Source organism: Cycloclasticus sp. (assembly GCA_040743155.1).
GTDB lineage: Bacteria > Pseudomonadota > Gammaproteobacteria > Methylococcales > Cycloclasticaceae > Cycloclasticus.
The window spans coordinates 2429725-2451040 of the sequence record JBFLJU010000001.1 but is presented as its reverse complement, the minus strand read 5'-3'; the positions used below and the strand labels follow the sequence as shown (position 1 = coordinate 2451040).

Sequence of the window (21316 nt, the reverse complement as noted above, 5' to 3'; positions counted from 1 at the left end):
TCAACGTGAGCGCTCATGGCAGAGCATAGCAAAGTCACACGAAAATCACATAAAAAAGCCCCATTACCGTAAGGGCAATGAGGCTAATTTTACATGGTGGGCCTGCACGGACTTGAACCGCGGACAAAGGGATTATGAGTCCCCTGCTCTAACCAACTGAGCTACAGGCCCTTTAGGTTTATTCTGTGGTGTCTATAAAACTACGTAGATGTTCTGTACGTGAGGGGTGACGTAATTTGCGCAGTGCTTTCGCTTCTATTTGGCGAATACGCTCACGTGTTACATCAAACTGCTTACCTACTTCTTCAAGCGTATGATCGGTATTCATATTGATACCAAAACGCATTCTGATGACTTTCGCTTCACGAGCGGTTAAGCCAGCAAGCACATCTTGTGTTGATTCTCTTAGGCTCTCTATTGTAGCTGAATCCACTGGAGAAACTGCATTTGCATCTTCAATAAAGTCTCCTAAGCTGGAGTCCTCATCATCACCAATCGGCGTACCCATTGAAATCGGTTCTTTCGCTATTTTAAGCACCTTGCGAACCTTATCTTCTGGCATTTCCATTTCTATTGCTAACTCTTCTGGCAATGCTTCACGGCCTTTTTCTTGAAGAATTTGACGTGAAATACGGTTCAGCTTATTGATCGTTTCAATCATATGAACCGGTATACGAATGGTTCTTGCTTGGTCGGCAATTGAACGGGTAATCGCTTGGCGAATCCACCACGTCGCATAGGTAGAAAACTTATAACCACGGCGATATTCAAACTTATCCACCGCTTTCATTAAACCGATATTGCCTTCTTGAATAAGATCTAAGAACTGCAAGCCGCGATTCGTGTATTTTTTAGCAATAGAGATCACCAAACGTAAGTTTGCTTCGACCATTTCTTTTTTAGCACGGCGCATTTTTGCCTCGCCAATGGATAAGCGACGGTTAATGTCTTTGATTTCCGTGGTGACTAGCTTGCTTTCATTTTCAACATTCAAAAGCCTTACTTGCGCTTTTTGAATTTCGTGGAAATTTTCTTTTATGACGGCGACGAAGGGCGCATCTGTCTTTAAGTGCTCTTCAAGCCACGTTAAATCGCTTTCATTTTTTACGAAACCGGCAATGAATAGTTTGCGTGGCATTTTTGCCTGTTTAACACAAATATCAATAATGGTTTTTTCTTGTGCCCTAACTAAATCAATGCACTCTCTCATAACACCCGTCAACAACGTGAAGAAACGCGGTGTGAATTTGAGCGCCATGAACAATAAAGCTAGCTCATCAAATTCTTTTTGGGTTTTATCTGAGACGTAACCCTCTTTAGCGATAACTTTATTGCACTTTTTGTACTTAACAACAATCTCATCAATACGAACTTTTACGTCGGCAACAGTTAGCGGTGGGATCTCTGGCGCATTTTCATCTTTTGCTGCCGCAGGTTGCGTATAGTCATAATCATCTTCAAGATCAACAAAATCGGGAAGGTAGTCGGATAAACGCAGTTCTTCGTTTTTAATTTTATCAAATACGTCAAAAAAGGCCGTAACAACTGCTGGGTAGCGAATGATCGCCGACAACATATCATTCTGACCTTCTTCAATGCGTTTTGCGATATCCAGCTCGCCTTGACGCGTTAACAAACCAACCGTGCCCATTTCACGCATATACATACGCACTGGGTCAGTGGTTCTTCCGAGTTCTTTATCAACTGTTGCTAAAGCAACCGCAGCCACTTCAGCCGCTGCAGACTCATCAATGTTCTGACTTGCCGCACCATCAGATACCGTGTCTGTTTCAGGGGCAACTTCATGCACGCCAATGCCCATATCGGAAATCATACTGATGATTTCTTCAATACGTTCTGGCTCGACGTCTTGAGGCAAGTGATCGTTTACATCTGCGTACGTTAAATAGCCTTGCTCGTGGCCTTTACTAATAAGGGCTTTGATTTTAGAGGCTTGTTCTTGCTGCTGTTCTTTATCCATTGTGTTCCCGTGAACTCACTACACATCTTTATTTGACTGAACTCAGTATTTTAGCAGAAATTCTTAATTTATCTACGGATGATCGTCTATTTCATTAATTCTCTAAGTTCTTTTCTCTCGCCATCACTCAAGTTCTGTGATTTTGCCAACAACTCTTCATAACGAATACTTTTTGCTTGCTCTTTGAGTCGCTCAATCGCCCCTGAAAACTCAAGCTCAACCGACTCGCCCACAATAAGCCTTTCTTCTGCGTACAAGCTATTGATAGTTTTTTCATTCTCACTGCCACGGAAACGCTCCAACAACATAGCCGGAGACATCGTATGCTGACTCCTTAAAGCCGACAATATTTCATTCAGCAACGCCATTCCAGGCACATTCAATTGAAGCCAAGACTCCGCCGGGTTTATTTTTGCCGCTAATTCAGGCTCGTGCAAAATAAAGGTGATTAAATGCCGCATGGCAGAAACCGGCGCCGCACCTAATTTTCGCGCCGATTGTCCGCGCCCAAACTTTGGTTTAGATGATATCCCGACATCGGCACCACTGACCTGTACTGATCTCGCCAGTTGCTTTTTCATTAACTCGGCGAAGGTACCCGCTGGCAGCATATCCAGTAACGGTTTCGCTTGCTCCATAAAACTAGCTCGCCCTTCTATTGTCGTCAATGGGTTTGATGCTGAGAGGTAGTCAAAAAAATAACTCGATAAAGGCACCGCTTTATCAAGCAATTGCTCAAAGTATTCCGCACCCTTTTCACGGATCAAACTGTCCGGGTCATCCCCCTCATCGAGCAGCAGCACTTTAATTTGCCGACCACTACGCAAGGCAGGCAGGGCATTTGTTACCGCACGCCAAGCCGCCTTTTGACCTGCCGTATCGCCATCCATACAAATAACCAACTCCGATACGGAGCGAAATAACAAGTCAACGTGCTCACGTGTGATCGCCGTGCCGAGTGCCGCAACGGTATTTGTAATACCCTGTTGATAGAGTGAAATAACGTCCAAATAGCCTTCCACCACGACAATGCGCTGTATTTTACTGGACGACTTCAGCGCCTCATACAAGCCATAAACTTCTCGCCCTTTGTGATACAAGGGTGTTTCAGGTGAATTTAAATATTTTGGCTCGCCACTATCGAGCACACGCCCACCAAAACCTATCGTCTGACCACGCTTATTTCGTATAGGAAAGATAATCCGCTCTCGAAAGCGATCGTAGGTCTTATTGTTTTCATTGGTGACCACCAAGCCTAACTCTTTAAGCTCGCCCAGTGACGGCTCACCTTGACCAAGGGATGACAGTAAATTGTCCCAACCCGGCGGCGCAAAACCCAATTGAAAGGTTTTTGCCACATCGCCCGTCAAGCCTCTGTTTTTTAAATAGGTTGTCGCCATACTCGCGGCGCTATGCTGACGTAATTGCTGTCGATAAAACTCACTGACTTTGTCATTCATCTGCAGCAGTGGCGTCAAGTCTCGCTTTGGCTTACTCTGCTCAAACCCTTGCTCTTGAACAACCTCAACGCCCGCACGACTCGCCAATTCCTCAATCGCCTCGACAAAATCTAGGTGACTAAAATCCATTAAAAAACTAATCGCGGAGCCACTGACGCCACAACCAAAGCAATGGAAAAACTGCTTATCTTGACTAACGGTAAAGCTTGGGGTTTTTTCGTTGTGAAAAGGGCAGCAGGCGGAATAGTTTGCACCCTTTTTCTTTAATGGCAGCAAGCTATCAATAACATCGACGATATCAGTCCGCGCTAATAAGTCATCAATAAAATGTCGGGGGATTCGACCAGCCATTGCTTAGGGTGTTTTCCTTACTCTACGTTTCAGGTTGAAGCATAGGCTAGATTAGCAAGCTTTCGCTTTCTTGGGAACGATAGACGAACTTAAAATCCACGCGCTACTGCTTGCTAACGGGACTTAAACGGTTGCGACTGTCTTTGGCTGATTAAACAGCGCCAAATTATGAGAGTTTGGCTTTGATTTTTCCACTGGCGGCGCCAACATCTGCACGGCCCTGTAGTTGCGGACGGAGAATGCCCATCACCTTACCCATATCTTTCATACCTTGCGCACCCGATTCGCTAATCGCTTGATCAATCAACGCTTCAATTTCTGATTCGCTGAGCTGCTGGGGCAAGTAATCTTGAATAACGAGCGTTTCTTCCCGCTCAATGGTGGACAAATCGTCGCGACCTGCTTTATCAAAAGCTTCTATCGAGTCGCGACGTTGTTTAATCATTTTATCTAACAGCTGGAGAACTTGCGTATCATCCAGCTCTATCCGCTCGTCCACTTCTCTTTGCTTAATAGCAGCAAGAATTAAACGAATAACCTTAAGCTTTTCTTTTTCTTTCGCTTTCATTGCTAACTTCATATCCTCACGGATACGAAGCGATAAAGCGTTTACTGATTCACTCATGTTATTTAGCGGGTAAAAAGTAGCTGTTAGCTACGGCCGCGACGGAGGTTGTTTAACGCACGACGTGTACGAGACAAACCTTTCAAATGACGCTTTACCGCTGCTGCGGCTTTACGCTTACGCTCTGCAGTTGGTTTTTCATAAAACTCACGTTTACGTGATTCAGCCAAAACGCCGGCTCTTTCACATGTACGTTTAAAACGACGTAAAGCAAAGTCAAATGGTTCGTTATCTTTAACGCGAACTGAAGGCATCTATTTCTCTCTTCTTAAAATTATTTAAAGGTACAAAAGGATGGCGGATTATACACGCCCTCCACTGACATGCCAATACTTATAAGCAATGCAATAACAACTCGTCACTTTACACACCACCAGCAAATTAGACCAGCGGCAGTGTTCGCGCAGAACTGCTGTCCTATGCGTATAATAATCGATTTAAAAACCAACGCGCTACGTTCATCATTAATGACAGCTAAATCTCACCTTGTTCTTGGCATTGAAACCTCCTGCGATGAGACCGGCGTTGCGCTTTATGGCAGCAATGGCCTAGTAGCAGACACCTTATATAGCCAAGTCGAAATGCACGCAGAATATGGTGGCGTGGTACCTGAGCTTGCATCACGCGATCATGTGCGCAAACTTATTCCGCTGATTAAACAATGTTTTGCCGAAGCCGGTACCAATCCGAAAAACCTTTCGGGTATTGCCTACACCGCAGGGCCCGGACTTGTTGGCGCTCTCTTCGCCGGCGTTAGCGTGGCGCGAAGCTTAGCCTATGCTTGGGACATCCCTTCCATCGGTGTTCATCATATGGAAGGGCACTTATTAGCGCCGATGCTAGAAAGCAAGCCACCAACGTTCCCTTTTGTCGCGCTACTGGTTTCCGGTGGGCACACTCAGCTCATCAAAGTAAGCCAAGTCGGCGCATATGAATTATTGGGCGAGTCGTTAGATGACGCCGCTGGCGAAGCCTTCGATAAAACCGCCAAACTGCTCAAGCTGGGCTACCCTGGCGGACCGGCACTAGCCGCCTGCGCCGAACAAGGTGACCCGTCGCGATTTACCTTTCCACGCCCGATGACCAATAGACCCGGCCTTGATTTTAGCTTTAGCGGCCTCAAAACGTTCGCCTTGACCACTAGCCAACAACACACATTAGACCAACAAACGCGCGCAGACATTGCCCGAGCATTCGAAGATGCCGTTGCCGACACCTTGGCCATAAAATGCAAACGTGCCTTGATACAGACAGGCCTGTCAACGTTAGTGGTTGCCGGTGGCGTTAGCGCAAATAAACGCTTACGCACGACCTTAAACAATATGGCAAATGGCTTGAATGCCGAGGTATTTTATCCACGCCATGATTTTTGCACCGACAACGGCGCCATGATCGCCTACGCTGGTTATCAACGTTTATTGGCTGGCGAACACGACCCGCTCAATATTCAAGCGCGCCCACGCTGGCCGTTAGCCGAACTCAATATTCCTCAATCAATTTAGAATAACAACCCTATGGATATTATTTTTTTACGCAACTTACGCATTGAAACGATCATTGGTATTTTTGATTGGGAGCGAACCGTAAAGCAGCCTGTGTTTTTTGATCTTGAAATGGCCACAGATATTAAAAAGGCCGCTGCTAGCGATCATATTGATGACACGCTGGACTATAAATCGCTATCAAAAGCGGTAATTGATTTCGTTGAAAAAAGTAACTTTCAACTGGTTGAGACGCTGGCTGAAAGAGTGGCCGAACTAATTATTAATGACTTCAATGTGCCGTGGTTAAGACTTACCTTAAATAAAAAAGGCGCGCTGCGCCATGCCGACGATGTGGGTATTATTATTGAACGCGGAAACAAGCCTTAAATGACCACCGTTTACCTTAGTATTGGCAGCAATATTGAACGCGAAAAGCACCTTCGCGCGGGTATTAATGCCTTAAAGAAGCAATTTGGCAGCCTTATACTATCTAGCGTTTACGAGTCTGACGCGGTTGGTTTTGATGGCGAGCCATTTCTAAACTTAATTGCCGCCTTTGAAACGGAACTGGCTCCCGCACAAGTGGATGCTATGTTGGATAGCATCGAAAAAGATAATGGCCGCACCCCTGAACAGAAAAAATTTAACCCCCGAACGCTTGATTTAGACTTGGTGTTATACGGCGATCATATTAGCCAAGACCCCAACCTTGAAATCCCTCGCGATGAAATAACCCGTTACGCCTTCGTTCTAGAACCCCTAGCCGAAATTGCTGGCGACCTGCATCATCCCGTTTCAAACGTTTCTTACAATCAATTATGGCGCGACTTCGATAAATCAAATATTGCACAAAAACGCATTCATTTCGTGTGGGACTAAAGCAGGCTCTTGCCGCCATCCACCGCTATGACTTGGCCTGTAATATAGTTCGCGTTTTTTGCCAAAAACAAAGCCGTTTCAGCAATATCACTTGGGGAACCTTGCCGCTGTAACGGGATTCGATTAACAATCGCCTCACTCTCTTCTATTGACTGATTTTCTGGCCACAAAATCACGCCCGGCGACACAGCGTTAACCCTAACATCTGGCGCCAGTTCTTTTGCTAATGACTTCGTTAGGGCATACAAGCCTGCTTTCGCCGTACTGTATATCGGGTAATTTGTTAACGCACGCTTGGCATAAATATCCACAATATTCACGATACAGCCCTGTACTTCTTTTAATGCACTAAACGCCGCTTGACTGACAAAAAAAGGGGCTTTTAAATTACTGCCGATTAAGTCATTCCACTCACCCTCATTCGCAGAGGCTACCGGTGTTTGGTAAAAAGTTGAGGCATTATTTATCAAAACATCCAAGCGACCAGCCTTCGCTACCGCCTCATTAACCATTCGCTGAATTTGCTCAACCGACTGAAGGTCTGCCTTAACGCTCCAGGCGGAATTTTCTCGCTGAACATTGAGTAACGCGGCAAGCTCTTCTGCTTCCTTGTTTGAGCTATGGTAGTGAATCACAACACCGTAACCTTCTTCGTGGAAGGTCTTCGCCATTTGCGCGCCAATACGTCGCGCCGCGCCAGTAATCAATACTATTTTCTGAATATTGGACACCCTATCTCCAAATTAAACTAGACTCTCAACAACAACATACTACTGAATGCCGCATGCAAAACCGACTTTTTTTACTGTTATTTTTAACCTTTATGCTGGCCGCTTGCGCGCAAGTTCCTGATAAAAAAGGACACCATTATGAATACTTTAACTTTAGTGCTATGGCGAAAACAGATATCGACATGGTGGCCGACACGCACGTAAAACAAACGCTTGAACAGCTGAAGCTATTAGCTGTAAAGCTCTACAAACGCAATCCTCGCGAATGGAAAAAAACCAAGCTAACGTCAAGGCAAGCCGCCGTCTCACGTATTTTCCAGCAGCCTTTCCCATCAGTGAACGGCAAGCGTAGCGTAGCGTCCATTCGACTCGCCTTTGATGAACGATACAAAGGCGACCGGGTATTTGCTTACATCGCTGGACTGGCAAGCATGCTGACTATTTCATATAACGGCAAAAGTGATTTCTATTTATTCGACAGCTTGGACGCGCAAAAGATTTATAACGGCGCACGCAATATAGAAGTCGCGTCCTGGTTATTACAAACTAAAAGAAAACGCAACGGCCAGTATTTTTTATTGAGCTCAGGCCAAGGTAGCACTTTCACTAACCGCAGTTACGATAGGTTGTTTGGCAAACTCATTGGGCAGCAAGACACGCTAGCTCAAATAGTAGCGACAAAAAATCATCGCGCGATAAAAAACGTTTTCCAATCAGCGGCCCAGCTTATCTTTTTACCTGTTTAAGCTTCTTAACGGTAATGCCTTCAGGGTATAAAATAACACCCTCTTGACTGACTTCAAATGTAACGACGATTCGGTCACTCATCGTCATCTTACTGACTCGGCTGGTCACGCCTTTTTGACTTAGGTATTTTATAATTTTTTGCTTCTTCAACAAAATAGCGGCGCTCATAAGCGTTAACATCGGATCCTGCCAAACGATTAAATCTTTTGTCGGCGCAATGGGCTTTTTCTTTTCGTACTCTATGTGAATACTCGGTACATTTTTTATCTTACAACGCGTATCACCTTCACACATCGCATCTACATTAGCCAACTCCATGTTTTTCTCGTGAAGCCACTGATCATGTGTTTTTTTGAACTTTAAGTAATGGTCTTTAAACGCAATGTCATGCGGCACTGTATAGCGCTTTTGTATTTTTTTGAAGGCATCATCTAACGCACTTAAATAGCGCGGCACGGGAAACAAAACCGACAACCTCTCGGTATCATCCCAGCCGATACGTTCAATCAAAGCAATCCAATTATCTGGATGCTCTATTAACTGCTCAATGATAACGCTTTGGTTTTTTAACACCATCCCAGCGTCTGCATACAGACCCACCACCTCAGCATCTTGACTCTGGATCGAAGCAACAAATTGATAATGCGCCCACTCCAAACCTTTCTTCTGTAACGCGATTAGCGCCGCCAGTTTTTTAGGCTCATTTTGTGCGGCCACTATTGGTTGATTAAAGCTGTCTAAAAACCGGCGGTTTTCATAAACCTCAGGGTTATATAGAAAATAGTAGCCACTGAGCAGTGACAAAGTCAGCGCGATAACACCGAAGCTCGTGGGCGATATAAATTTTTCTGATTTCATGCCTTTTCTTCTTTTTATAGTCAGTGATCAGCGTTACTGGCCACGCTCAATAATTACGTTATTCCCCAGCGCATCAACCTTAAAGTAAATCAGTGTTCCGTCTGTTAAAAATAATTTATTCGGGATGACCTCCGCACCTTGCTCCCGCATAAACCGCATTAAAGCCTGATCTTTTTGCCACGCAAAAACGCTGAATAAGGACACCTTAACACGCTCCTTTACAATATAGTCTTCCTGCGGCTTGCTTGGCTTAGAGCTGGCAAAGAGTCGACGTACATCATTTAACCGACCACGTCGGCAGGCATCGTTATCACAACCTTTCAGCATTGCTTGCTTTTTATTCGCCAATGCCTGCTCCCAACTCACTAATTTTATGTCGTATTCATTCTTAGCCTGACGAAACGCCTCTTTTTTCTGTTGAATATACGGACGTGAAATGTCAGCTAGTTGAGGATCAAACTCACTCACAATGTTGGGCAACGTAAATAGGCCATTGAGGTTTAGCTGATAACGCTCATCAAGTAAGCCCAACATGCTCTTTTTATGCGTTGATTCACTTAAGGCTATTTCCAACAAAATACTGTCTGAATTCAGCGGCATACCCAGATCAATAAATGCTTGAACTTGGCGAACATCATCATTTTTAATCGCTTCGATAAAACGGAAGTGTGCCCATTCGACATTCTCACTCTTAAGAAATGCTATTGCCTGCTGCTGCGTTGCTGTCAACAAACTGTCGTTAAATTCTACATAGCTGTTTTCATAACGATTACCTTCGAACCTCTCCGTATCATAGAAAAGCCCATAAATGAGTCCAACTCCTGTCAAAATTCCTGCAATTGTCAACAACACGTACAATACAGATGGTCTCAACTGTGCCATTTTAAATACCTTGTCGCTTTAAATCCTGTATCACTTGCAGACGTTTTTTGTATATCGCATCACCAATCTGCTTACCCACTAGGCCTCGTTCAACAAACTCTTTTGAGGTCACGGCATTTGCCGCAAGATAAGCCTGCTTAAGCCATGTCGCTTGTGGGTAGGCGTGGTCTTCAAAGCCTAGTCGCCCTTTCGAGTCCGCCTCACACGCTAGCAAAAACTGTTCTAACTTTTCTGTTTGACGAAAGGCGCCTAACGCTCCCAACAGTTTTAATAACGTGGCCGCTTTTAATTCAAACGCTCGGTGACAATGGCTGTGATACTCCATGACTTTTTCTGCCAGATCCACGTAGTCATTTGGCACACGTAGGCGTGTCGCTAACTGTCGCAAAGCAAGCAGCCCTTTTGTTTCATGCCCGTGATGGCTCGGCCAATGTTCAACTGCGGTAAGACCTTTACCCAAGTCATGCATGAGCGCAGCAAAGCGCACGACTGGGCTGTTTGACAATTTAGCGGATTGCCTCAAAACCATCATGGTATGAATACCGGTATCAATTTCAGGGTGGTGCTTTTCTGGTTGGGGCACACCGAATAATACATCTAGCTCCGGGAAAATAATGGCTAACCCGCCACACTGCCTTAACACATCAAAGAAAACATCCGGCGACCGCTCTCCAAGCGATCGGCAGGTTTCTTGCCAAACGCGCTCGGCCGTTAGTGCTGTTAGCTCGCCACTTTTAACCATTTCTTGCATCAAGGCCATGGTCTCTGGCGCGACTGTAAACCCTAGGTGCGCATAACGTGCCGCAAAACGCGCGACCCTCAATACCCGCAGAGGGTCCTCTGTAAAGTTAGGCGAAACATGGCGAAGTAGCTTTGCTTCCAAGTCGGCCTGCCCACCATATGGGTCAACCAGCTCACCTTTAATTTGAGCCATGGCATTTATGGTTAAATCACGCCGTTGCAAGTCTTGTTCTAAGGTAACCTCCGGTGAGGCGTAAATATCAAACCCTTTATAACCCACACCAGACTTACGTTCAGTCCTCGCTAACGCGTACTCGGCCTTAGTTTCAGGGTGGAGAAAAACCGGAAAGTCTTTGCCAACGGGTGTAAAGCCTTGCTCTATCATTTGCTCAACGGTTGCGCCCACCACAACGTAATCACGATCTTTAAAGGGGTAGCCTAATAGCTGGTCTCTAACCGCGCCACCCACGAGGTATATTTCCATCAGCGGATCCTCATATACGGTATAATTTCGACATATTTTATTAAATTTGGATACATCACATTGTTTGAAATCTTCTTATATTGCGCGGCCTTTGGCATCCTTTCAGGCGTTTTATCGGGCCTTTTAGGCATTGGCGGCGGCATCGTTATTGTGCCATTCGTTGCATGGCTCCTAACGAGTAATGGTATGCCAGCCGAATCAATCATGCAAACGGCCGTTGCCACTTCATTAGCAACCATTATTATTACCTCTATTTCAGCTGTACTGGCCCAACATCGACGTGGCGCCATTAATTGGAAAGTTGTTAAAACTCTCACCCCTGGCATTGCTATTGGTGCGTGGTTTGGCGCTGATCTAGCACACTTTTTAAGCAGTCAATTACTGGCGACTATATTTGGTTCTTTCTTACTCATAAATGGCCTGCGCATGGTCATGAGTTTAAAGCCTAAACCCCATCGTCAGCTTCCCGGCACTTTACCTTTAGGTATAGCTGGCTCAGTAATGGGCGCGCTATCAACCTTAGTTGGTATTGGTGGTGGAACAATAACGGTGCCTTATATGACGTGGCACAACGTGCCAATTAAAAACGCCATCGCTTTAGGTAGCGCATGCGGCTTACCGATTGCTTTATTTGGCGCGTTCAGTTTTGCCGTCATCGGTGCCCAAGCCGCTAATTTGCCTGACAGCAATATTGGCTATATCAATATCCCCGCCTTTTTGGGTATTAGCTGTACTAGCCTATTTGCCGCAACCTTGGGCGTTCATCTATCGCACACAGTGCCAACAGAGGCTCTTAAAAAAGTCTTTTCTGTTATCCTCATTATCGTTGGCACCAAAATGCTACTAGGTTAACCCTTAATGACTTCATAACAACGCGTAAACAGCATGAGCGTAGATATTAACTTAGTCAGAAGTTTAACTATGTTTGCATCAGCAAGTGAGCCCCTATTGTCTGCCGTTGCCTCGACCGCGATACTAAAAACAATTCCCAAAGGGCAGCAAATTGCTTATGAGGGCATGAGCAGTGAGTGGTTTTTCGTGGTTTTATCTGGCGATATCCGCGTTTACAAAATGCATGAGTCAGGCAAAGAAGTCACTCTCTTTAACATCACTAATGATGAAAGCTGCATCCTCACGGTTTTCTCCATTTTAAGTCAGGAGTATTACCCTGCATTTGCATCAACACAAAGCGAGCTAACTGCGCTAATGATTCCGGCGGCTTCGTTTAAAAAGTGGGTTGATGAACACAGCATTTTACGCGATCACATTTTTCTTTCGTTATCCGGCCGCCTCAAAGACATTCTTAACACCTTCGATGACGTTATTTTTCAGCGCATGGATAATCGAATCGCCAAGTTTATTTTGGATAAATGCCCAAGTAATGGAGACGCTTTAAACATAACCCACGAACAGCTCAGCCAAGAATTAGGCACCAACCGTGTGGTTGTTAGCCGTATTCTAGAAGCATTTGCTGCCGAAGCTAGCATTGCGCTTAGTCGCGGGCGCATCACCTTATGTGACAAATCTAAACTACTTAAAAAATAAATACTTGCTTTGTAACTATGATACAGACAGCCTCAACATATTCCGTTACTTTACATATCATTAACTGGCAAACTGGAGAAGGGTATGAATGCAAATGTAGGTGGTTTAGATAAGATTTTAAGAATTGTCGTCGGCCTTGGTGTCATCGGCTGGGGTGTTGCAACACAAAATTATTGGGGCGCTGTGGGTTTAGTGCCTTTAGCTACAGCACTTATTAACTGGTGCCCTGCTTATCTCCCATTCGGCATTAGCTCGGCCAAAAAAGCTGATTCATAGCAAAGAATTCACGAACAAATAAAAGCCACCCAAATTGGGTGGCTTTTATTTGTTCACTGCTCATTATCGCTTGGACGTTACTTTAAACAACAAAATACCCGCCAGCATCGACACCACCACGATGAGTGGCTCTTCAGGTCTAAAACCTACACTCGCAACAGCTGGGCCTGGACAATATCCGATTAAGCCCCAGCCCACACCGAATAATACCGACCCAAACAATAGTTTACGGTCTATTTTCAGCAAGGTCGGTAAATGGAAGTCTTCCTCAAACAGTGGCTTACCTTGGGCAAAAACAAAACGATAACCAATCGTTGTTGTTATCACCGCTCCGCCTAATACAAACATTAAGCTGGGATCCCAATTGCCCGTTATATCAAGAAAGTTAACCACTTTATTTGGGTCCACCATGCCTGATAACGTTATTCCAACACCGAAGACAATACCTGCTAATAACGCACTCAATACTTTATTCATCGTTACGCTCCTATCACTTGGTTGACGATGTAAACCGTGATAATACCGGCGACAAGAAACGCAGCCGTTGCCGTTATTGATCTCAAAGAGAGGCGTGATATCCCGCACACGCCATGACCACTGGTACAACCGCCACCCATCGCTGTTCCAAAACCTACGACAAGCCCTCCTACAACTAGCAATGCAGTCGTCATGTGTTCACGAGGCTCGATGTTAATTGGGAAAAAGTAAGCGTAGGCAAAAGCACCGCCAATAATCCCCAACACAAATGCTGTTCGCCACGCTTTTTCTGTAGCCGACGGGTTATTTAAAATGCCCGCAACAATGCCGCTGATGCCTGCAATGCGGCCATTTAAATACATTAAAATACTCGCGCTGACACCCAACAAGATGCCGCCCGCTAATGATGTATAGGGTGTGAAATTCTCCATCCTGCCTCTCTCCAAATAATTATATGCATATTATCTTAACTCATAAGGGTTCTGTTAACGATGAGTTTGGCGAATTCCATGTAAAATAACCCGATGGACAATAAAAGTGATCAGTGGCATGCGTTACATGCCGAAACGGCCGCCATTGAGTGGAAAGATTTAGAACGTTTCTTTGCACGAGGTAATTTGTTGCGTGTTGCAAACGACCTTGACCTCGTGGATGCGGCAGTTGAAATGGCTAATGACAATAAACCTGTCATTGAGCAATGGGTCGCTGAAAACCGTTTATCGGGTGTTTCGAATGACGAAGCCAAGCTATGGTCAGACGGAAATAGTGAGCTTTGGTCCGTCATTGTGTTACCTTGGATTTTAGTTCAGCAACGAAAATAGCACCGCCTTAACAGGCGAGGTGACCCTCATTTTGCAATAAAAAGGAGACACAGCGGTTCATAATAAGTTATGAATTTCTGGAATCAAGACACCCGATACGGCTTATTTCACCAAGCTGACAAGAGCGCAATAAAATATCGCGCTGATGTTTTGGTTGTTTTTGTACACGGCATCTTTGGTAACCCCAGTGACACTTGGAGCGACACGCCACAATGGCTAGCCGAACGGGTAGGCTCAAATGTCGATATTCTAAACTTTTCTTACCCCGCCGGTTTATGGCAAAAAGCGAGTATCCCCCGCGCCTCTAGCGACCTCAAAACCTGCCTAGAAACCGCTTACTCTCAGTATAATTTTCTTATTTTTATCACCCACAGCAGCGGCGGTTTAGTGCTGAAGCATATGCTGAATAACTCATTCGACGAAATATCAGCACAAATTGATAAGGGCACATTCTCCTTTGAAAGCAACGCCGCCCTCTGGCTTAAAACACGCCGTGTCGTCAACATTGCCGTACCCCACAACGGTGGCGACCCATCATTAACCAACATCGGCCAGCTTGCCTACGGATATGTCTACCTAATCGCCAAGCCCTTTTTAAAGCTCGTCAGGTTAATAACGCAAGGCGCGAGCGATGTGGGTAAAAATGAGATTATTGACACCTTACGTCACAACAACCCTTGGCTCACAAAGCTGCATGAACAAAGCGAACGCGCACTCAAGCTTTCAAAGCAGTACCAGCTGCCATACCCCGCGTCTTTTGACCTATTAGCCAGCGCCGACACTGCGGTAGCTCCCGCCTCCATCGCAAGCACACAACTCACCTTCCGAGGAAACCACGATAGCGTCAAAATACCTGACCATAAGAACGGCCCGATTATGGATGTACTGGTTTCTCAAGTATCCAGCTATTCCGCTAGCAACTACCCCTTGGTCAGCCACGCTGATGCCATTATTCGCAAACTAGACACCTTAAACCAACAGTTAAATACGCATCGACTCATTGGAGACTCGCCATCGCCCATTAAAAACATAGGTAGCCAACGGGTTATCTTCAGTAGCATATATGAGCGACTTAGCAGTCAAAACGGTCACTTTCCGCGTCAATTATTGCTGACAGGTCGTGAAGGCACCGGAAAGTCCACCGTCATGCGTGAGCTTATCAAGCAACTATCTTTAGACTATCTGGCAAACCCAAGTCCGCAACAGGTTATGCCCTTCTCAATACAACTACAAATGCTATCTGCCTCCGAGGTGAACAGCGAATTCAATTGGGACAGGCTTTGGAAATGGCATGAATCATGGTTTAACGAACTGCTCGTAAGCCGCACACCGGGCTTATCCAATATCAGCTCTAAGTTTGAGACACAAGCTGTCTGCCTTCTGTTTGATGGACTCGACGAGTTCTTAGCCTTACATAATGAAGTCAGTAGCGCACACATGTTGAGTTTATTTAAAGAAGCGCAAAAGCGCTATCAACATAATTCGAATTTTTCAATTTTAACGGTTTGTAGAAACAGTCTGCAGGGTATTGAAGGCTACGCCAGTTCGCAAAATGAAGTTTACGAAGTGTCGCGGCTGACCCTTAACGAAGCAAAGAACAGCTTTCCCATTTGCGCTAATTGGCTCAACTACATTCAAGATAAAGGCTTGATGGAGGTCGTTTTAACGCCGTTAATCTTATCGTCTTTAGACAGCATGCCCGGCATTGATGAGCGGCCTCTAAATGCCACACACATTATTGGTCAGTCTATCGACTCAATTCTAAGAAAGAGTAGTTTAGAAGGCGCTACATTAAGCGACGGAACCCGCATAAGCCGAGAACACCTACTGATAGCGCTGATGCTTATCGCTTGGGCATTCTTTAGAAAAGCCTTAGGCGAACTCAGCCTAAACACAATGCAAAACGAGGTTCAATCTATTGCCAGCGAGTGGGCAAATTATCTGCAAACAAATAACTTAGAAGAAGAGAACGCTCATTTAAAAGCAGGTTTAGCCCTACTCAATGAGGACGCCTTTGTTTCTGGGCTGGTTCAACGCACACTTTTCATTACCACTGGGCACAATAAGATTCGGTTCTCCAATCGTCAATGGCACGACTATCTCATCGCCTTATACTTCAAACAGTGCCTAAGTCTCGGTAATGTGGACGACTTTGGCGTCACCGCTTTTAACCCCGCCATCTACAAAATGGCGGGGGAATTAATGTGTGATGACATCATTACCGACACCATGGCACAGCGCACACTCACGCGTTGGCAAGCAACCGGAAACTCTTCAATCGTTACCGATATTTTAGCGTTCATTTCATGGACAACCGTTGCCATAGAACCTGCTGCCGTTCGCCTGTTTTTAACTGAGGCCGGTAATTACAGTGAAATTACGCGTATTGTTTTACTCGCTGGGTTTGGTTACAGAGGGCTTGAGAATTTACCGGGCGACCGCTCATCAAAAGATATTCGGAACGCACTCTTACCAATGCTTAACATTATGGCCAATTGTAAAACCTGCCCCATTGGTGACCGCATTGCTTCCAGTATTGCCTGGTGTTATTTAAGCGCTTACTCAAAAAAGTTTAAGCTACCGATGATTGAGCAAGCGTGGCCGGAGTTACGTTTCAATGAAGAAGGCCAAGAACTAGCGCTGACAGCCATGTGCAAAAAAGTGAACGGTCAATATCAACTTAACAAATACACTAAGTCCCTACAAATAGCCTTTTTATCTGCCGTTAAACAAGCTCAAACCAACCCTAAATTATTAATTCGCTCTATGCATTACCTATACTTTTTGGTCATGGCCAGAAAGTTCGGTGCGCACGTTTTAGAGTTAAACGAAGGTTTAGATACCCTGCTAGATGACAACTGCGAATTCGCCAAAATGGTTAACGAGCATAACTCCATTGCCGAATTAAAATTAATGTATCAGCATTTTCAGCGCCTACAGCACCAGAGCTCAAAAGACCCCGACACCCCAACTACGCCGTAAGCCCATTTAGCTCTGGTATGCCTTCCAAGCCTTTTCCAGCCGTTTTTCCGAAATAGGGTGCTTCGTTTTAATCTGCTGAGCAAAAAGCGATATCCTGAATTCTTCCAGCAGCCATCGAAATGGCTCCTTTTCAGGGTTCTCATCGGTTGAGGAAATAAACTGCCAAAACTTCTTCTCAAAGTGCTGCGCTTGTTTCGCCTTCTCTAAATCTTTATGTAACTGCCCAGCCGCTTTATCTAACCTAATATAAATCGCCTTTAAGTACCGCGTGTACAGCTCAAGCTGCTGCGCCGGAACGTGCCGAATAAAACCTTGGTAACACAAGCAATCTAGCTGTTTAGAGATATCGGCATAAAGGTTCTTCTCGCTACTCCAGCGATTCAATTCTGTTGTCACTTGCTGATATTGCAGCAGCAATTTTGCAATCGTTTCTGACAAGGCATACCCCTTGGCATACAACGATACGTCATTTTTTTTCGCCGCTTGATCAAACTCAGCCTCGGTTCGAATGTCTTGATCAGCGAAGAAACTAGCGATCAATTGATGCGCTAAATCATCAAAAACATCCTCACCTGTACTGCGCTTGCAGTAAGGGTGCGACGGTAACTTCTGGTAGCTAAACGCATGTGCTGTTGAAATGGCCGACTGACGACTTAGTTTTTTCAATTCTTTTGAAAACTTCAATCGAAACAAGCGTATTAGCCCCTCTTGGTGCGCTTTTTGAGCTTCTTCCGCCGAATCCATTAGCGTTAAACCCACGCTGTCTTTCTCATCCACCAGCGCTGGAAAACCTTTTAGCGCTTGCCCTTCATGTTGTATCGTTTGGTGTGTAGGGATATCGCTAAACTGCCAGTTTTTTGAGCCGGTTGACGACAGCGCGCCGCTCAATGCTGATTGAAACTGCTTTCCGGCCTTGTCTGCATACTGCCTTTTTAACGCATTAAAATCTTTTGATACCGCGATAACTTTCGACTTATCACCCAAAATATAAAAATTCATCCGCAAATGAGGCGATAGCTTCGCTAACTCAAAATCCGCTGCCGTTAAGCTCGAGCCCGATTTTTTATTAAGAAAATACGCCAGCTTATCCAGCAAGCGACCGCCGGAATATTCCATGCCGTCAACACACGCCGCTACAACATCGGGCACTGGCACAAATTGCTTACGTAAGTTCTTCGGCAGACCCTTTATTAATGCCTGTAGTTTTTCGGCGTATAAGCTCGGCACCAGCCATTCAAACGGATCAGCCGTTAGCTGATTAAGTTGCGCCAGAGGGATTTCAGCTGTCACCCCGTCTTCATCATGCCCGGGATCAAATCGGTAGCTCAACTTAACCGGTACGCCATTGATTAAGCGCATATCAGGAAACTTATCAGGGTCGTTGGCTGTTTTATTAGCGGCGGAAACATCGCCTTTTGTTAACTCCAGAGCGGCTTGGTTTTTATCGTTTTTTATCCACTTATTTAAATAGGCCAGACTACAAATATTTGGCGGTAATTTTTCGTCATAAAAGTCAAACAGCGCTTCTTCATCAATCAGCAAATCAACTCGCCGACCTTTTTGCTGCTCATACTCAATCGCTTCCAGTAATTGTTCGTTTTTTCTGAAAAATTTCGCGTGACACACCATCTCTCTATCAACCAAGCCACGGCGAATAAACATTTCTCGGGCTTGTTCGGGCTCCATTCGCGCCAGCGGCACCTTTCGGCCTTTACTCACGGTTAAACCAAACAATAACGACTGCTGATAAACCATCGCTTGGGCCGATTTTTTTGACCAATGCGGCTCATAGTGGTGATGCTTTATTAAATGCGCCGCCGCTTTCTCAACCCACTCGGGTTTAATGCTGGCAATTGTTCGGCCATAAACACGCGTGGTTTCTACCTGCTCTGCGGCCATTAACCAGGTCGGCCTTTTCTTAAACAAGGTTGATGCTGGGTGTATGTAAAATTTTAAATTCCGCGCACCTAAGTATTCGGCTTGCTCGTGTTTAAAACCAATTCGTGTCACCAGCCCCGTTAAGAGCGCTTGGTGTATTGCATCGTCATCGGCGTTGCTGCTGTTCAATGTTAGGTTTAGGTTTTTCCTTATTAAATCTAACAATTGTCGGCGAATATCTTCCCAATCTTTTATCCGCATATAAGCAAGAAAGTGCTCACGACAATACTTTCTAAATTGGTTATTCGACAGCGCCTTTTTCTGCGCTTGAATTTCTCGCCATAAGACTAAAAAAGATAAAAAGTCCGACGTTTCATTTTGAAACACTTTGTGCTTTTCATCCGCGTATTTAGCCTTGTCGCTCGGTCGTTCCCTTGGGTCTTGAATAGTCAGCGCAGACACGATGGTGAGCACTTCGTCCAAGCAGTTGAACTGCTCGGCCGCTAATAACATCCGCCCAAATTGTGGATCCAGCGGAAACTGCGTTAAGCGCCGACCAATTTGAGTAAGTTTTTCCACCTCATCCAGCGCGCCTAATTCGTGCAAACTACGAACACCGCTACGAATCATTTTATCGGCTGGTGGCTCTAAAAACGGGAAGTGACTAATTTCAGCCAACTTCAACGACTTCATTTGCAAAATAACCGACGCCAGATTCGTGCGTAAAATTTCTGGCTCGGTAAACTCTGGGCGTTGGTTAAAGTCGTCCTCGCTGAACAAACGAATACAAATACCTGCCGCTTCTCGTCCACAACGGCCACTGCGCTGGTTGGCACTGGCTTGCGAAATCGGCTCAATCGGTAATTGTTGAATTTTACTGCGTTGGCTAAAACGACTGATCCTTGCCAAGCCCGTGTCGATCACGCAACGAATACCCGGTACAGTAAGCGAGGTTTCCGCCACATTGGTCGCCAAAACGATACGCGGTTTTTTATGCGGCTTAAAAATTTCAGCTTGCTCTTTGCCACTAAGCCGTGAATACAGGGGAAGGATGTCATAACCCGCTGGGTGATGCTTTTTAAGAGCCTCCGCTGCCTCACGAATTTCTCGTTCGCCACTTAAAAACACCAACATATCGCCCGCCCTATTGCGATGCAGTTCTTCTGCCGCATTAACAATGGCTTGCACCCTATCTTGCTCGCTTTGATCCGAGTCGACACCAATAGGGCGATAGCGCATTTCAACCGGATAGGTACGCCCCGACACATTGATAATAGGCGCGCCATTAAAGTGCTTGGAAAAACGCTCAGGGTCAATGGTTGCCGAGGTGACAATTAGTTTTAAATCGGGGCGCTTAGGCAATAGCCACTTCATATAACCCAATAGGAAATCGATATTTAAACTGCGCTCGTGTGCCTCATCTAAAATCAACGTATCGTACTGGCTCAAAAATGGATCCGACTTGATCTCGGCCAACAAAATACCGTCCGTCATCAGCTTAACGAGCGTTTGCGTATTTTCTTTACCCTGAAACCGAATCTTATAGCCAACCGCATTGCCCAATTCTGTGTTCAGCTCGTCGGCTATTCGCTGCGCCACGGTAATAGCGGCTAAGCGCCTCGGTTGTGTATGGCCAATTTGGCCTTTAAAACCACGCCCCAGATCTAAACAAATTTTTGGCAATTGCGTGGTTTTACCTGACCCCGTTTCACCACAAAGAATAACCACTTGGTGCTGCTCTATTAACTCGGCAATCTCACGCCTTTTTTCGCTAATGGGCAAATCAGGAAAGCTAATTTTCGGGCACGCTAATCGGCGTTGCTCAGCTTGTTCAGATGATTTTTTTATTTTTTCAACAAGCACAGCCAATGCCGCCTTTTGTTCTGGCGACTTAGCCGCTTGTACTTTTTTTAACTGCGTACGAAACCGGTGTTGGTCCTTATTTAAACTGTTGGTAATTAACGAGCGAATATCGCTAATAGTTGATATGGCAGGCATTTTGGGAACAAGCAATCTCTAGGCAAAAATACATTATACCCAAAGCGCTCATGGGTATAAATTTCGTTTATGTCGGCAAATTCTAGTTGCTTAAAAAGCAGAAAAAGTTTGCAACA

General features: G+C 45.3%; 20 protein-coding genes and 1 tRNA gene. 9 read left to right on the top strand and 12 right to left on the bottom strand.

What is annotated here, in order from left to right; genetic code table 11:
* Positions 1 to 94 precede the first annotated feature (94 nt).
* From AB1Y31_11720 to rpsU, 5 genes are all read right to left on the bottom strand, one after another.
* Positions 95 to 171, bottom strand: a tRNA-Ile gene (locus tag AB1Y31_11720).
* A gap of 7 nt (positions 172 to 178) precedes the next feature.
* Positions 179 to 1981 (bottom strand): RNA polymerase sigma factor RpoD, encoded by a 1803-nt coding sequence (gene rpoD, locus AB1Y31_11715; protein ID MEW4983846.1) that lies wholly within the window; start codon positions 1979 to 1981, stop codon positions 179 to 181.
* A gap of 86 nt (positions 1982 to 2067) precedes the next feature.
* On the bottom strand, positions 2068 to 3792 hold the full coding sequence (gene dnaG / locus AB1Y31_11710; GenBank protein ID MEW4983845.1) for a DNA primase: 1725 nt from the start codon (positions 3790 to 3792) through the stop codon (positions 2068 to 2070).
* A 166-nt stretch (positions 3793 to 3958) separates the two neighbouring features.
* A complete protein-coding gene (locus AB1Y31_11705; protein MEW4983844.1) occupies positions 3959 to 4417 on the bottom strand; it encodes a GatB/YqeY domain-containing protein in 459 nt (152 codons plus the stop codon).
* 26 nt (positions 4418 to 4443) lie between these two features.
* Complete coding sequence (gene rpsU / locus AB1Y31_11700; protein MEW4983843.1) at positions 4444 to 4671, bottom strand: 30S ribosomal protein S21; 228 nt, start codon at positions 4669 to 4671, stop codon at positions 4444 to 4446.
* A 213-nt stretch (positions 4672 to 4884) separates the two neighbouring features.
* Between rpsU and tsaD the strand changes: the two genes are divergently transcribed.
* From tsaD to folK, 3 genes are read left to right on the top strand one after another with little or no spacing between them, the layout of a single operon-like run.
* Positions 4885 to 5919 carry a tRNA (adenosine(37)-N6)-threonylcarbamoyltransferase complex transferase subunit TsaD gene (gene tsaD / locus AB1Y31_11695; GenBank protein ID MEW4983842.1) on the top strand — a complete coding sequence of 345 codons (1035 nt, stop codon included), beginning with the start codon at positions 4885 to 4887 and terminating at the stop codon, positions 5917 to 5919.
* Positions 5920 to 5931: 12 nt separating this feature from the next.
* A complete protein-coding gene (gene folB / locus AB1Y31_11690; GenBank protein MEW4983841.1) occupies positions 5932 to 6288 on the top strand; it encodes a dihydroneopterin aldolase in 357 nt (118 codons plus the stop codon).
* A complete protein-coding gene (gene folK, locus AB1Y31_11685) occupies positions 6289 to 6780 on the top strand; it encodes a 2-amino-4-hydroxy-6-hydroxymethyldihydropteridine diphosphokinase (protein ID MEW4983840.1) in 492 nt (163 codons plus the stop codon). It abuts the gene before it with no gap.
* Here the strand turns inward: folK and AB1Y31_11680 are convergent.
* Positions 6777 to 7511, bottom strand: a complete 735-nt coding sequence (locus tag AB1Y31_11680; protein MEW4983839.1) for a pteridine reductase — start codon at positions 7509 to 7511, stop codon at positions 6777 to 6779. The genes folK and AB1Y31_11680 overlap by 4 nt on opposite strands.
* Positions 7512 to 7564: 53 nt before the next feature.
* Here AB1Y31_11680 and AB1Y31_11675 point away from each other — a divergent pair, with 53 nt between their 5' ends.
* A complete protein-coding gene (locus tag AB1Y31_11675; GenBank protein ID MEW4983838.1) occupies positions 7565 to 8257 on the top strand; it encodes a hypothetical protein in 693 nt (230 codons plus the stop codon).
* On the opposite strand, the gene AB1Y31_11670 is transcribed toward AB1Y31_11675, so the two are convergent.
* The 3 genes from AB1Y31_11670 to AB1Y31_11660 are packed head-to-tail and all read right to left on the bottom strand — an operon-like array spanning position 8238 to position 11223.
* Positions 8238 to 9116 (bottom strand): hypothetical protein, encoded by an 879-nt coding sequence (locus AB1Y31_11670; protein ID MEW4983837.1) that lies wholly within the window; start codon positions 9114 to 9116, stop codon positions 8238 to 8240. The genes AB1Y31_11675 and AB1Y31_11670 overlap by 20 nt on opposite strands.
* A 33-nt stretch (positions 9117 to 9149) precedes the next feature.
* Positions 9150 to 9998 (bottom strand): hypothetical protein, encoded by an 849-nt coding sequence (locus tag AB1Y31_11665; protein ID MEW4983836.1) that lies wholly within the window; start codon positions 9996 to 9998, stop codon positions 9150 to 9152.
* Between the two features lies 1 nt (position 9999).
* Positions 10000 to 11223 (bottom strand): multifunctional CCA addition/repair protein, encoded by a 1224-nt coding sequence (locus AB1Y31_11660; GenBank protein MEW4983835.1) that lies wholly within the window; start codon positions 11221 to 11223, stop codon positions 10000 to 10002.
* Between the two features lie 60 nt (positions 11224 to 11283).
* Between AB1Y31_11660 and AB1Y31_11655 the strand changes: the two genes are divergently transcribed.
* From AB1Y31_11655 to AB1Y31_11645, 3 genes are all read left to right on the top strand, one after another.
* On the top strand, positions 11284 to 12075 hold the full coding sequence (locus tag AB1Y31_11655; protein ID MEW4983834.1) for a sulfite exporter TauE/SafE family protein: 792 nt from the start codon (positions 11284 to 11286) through the stop codon (positions 12073 to 12075).
* 33 nt (positions 12076 to 12108) lie between these two features.
* Positions 12109 to 12768 carry a Crp/Fnr family transcriptional regulator gene (locus tag AB1Y31_11650; GenBank protein MEW4983833.1) on the top strand — a complete coding sequence of 220 codons (660 nt, stop codon included), beginning with the start codon at positions 12109 to 12111 and terminating at the stop codon, positions 12766 to 12768.
* 84 nt (positions 12769 to 12852) lie between these two features.
* On the top strand, positions 12853 to 13044 hold the full coding sequence (locus AB1Y31_11645) for a DUF2892 domain-containing protein (protein MEW4983832.1): 192 nt from the start codon (positions 12853 to 12855) through the stop codon (positions 13042 to 13044).
* A 63-nt stretch (positions 13045 to 13107) separates the two neighbouring features.
* On the opposite strand, the gene AB1Y31_11640 is transcribed toward AB1Y31_11645, so the two are convergent.
* Both AB1Y31_11640 and AB1Y31_11635 read right to left on the bottom strand, forming a co-directional pair.
* Positions 13108 to 13521, bottom strand: coding sequence for a YeeE/YedE family protein (locus AB1Y31_11640; protein ID MEW4983831.1), 414 nt, complete (start codon positions 13519 to 13521; stop codon positions 13108 to 13110).
* 2 nt (positions 13522 to 13523) lie between these two features.
* Positions 13524 to 13952, bottom strand: coding sequence for a YeeE/YedE thiosulfate transporter family protein (locus AB1Y31_11635; protein MEW4983830.1), 429 nt, complete (start codon positions 13950 to 13952; stop codon positions 13524 to 13526).
* A gap of 93 nt (positions 13953 to 14045) precedes the next feature.
* Here AB1Y31_11635 and AB1Y31_11630 point away from each other — a divergent pair, with 93 nt between their 5' ends.
* Complete coding sequence (locus AB1Y31_11630; GenBank protein ID MEW4983829.1) at positions 14046 to 14342, top strand: DUF2288 domain-containing protein; 297 nt, start codon at positions 14046 to 14048, stop codon at positions 14340 to 14342.
* A 69-nt stretch (positions 14343 to 14411) separates the two neighbouring features.
* A complete protein-coding gene (locus AB1Y31_11625) occupies positions 14412 to 17324 on the top strand; it encodes a hypothetical protein (GenBank protein MEW4983828.1) in 2913 nt (970 codons plus the stop codon).
* A gap of 6 nt (positions 17325 to 17330) precedes the next feature.
* Here the strand turns inward: AB1Y31_11625 and hrpA are convergent, their stop codons facing one another.
* Complete coding sequence (gene hrpA, locus AB1Y31_11620; GenBank protein MEW4983827.1) at positions 17331 to 21200, bottom strand: ATP-dependent RNA helicase HrpA; 3870 nt, start codon at positions 21198 to 21200, stop codon at positions 17331 to 17333.
* Positions 21201 to 21316: the final 116 nt, after the last annotated feature.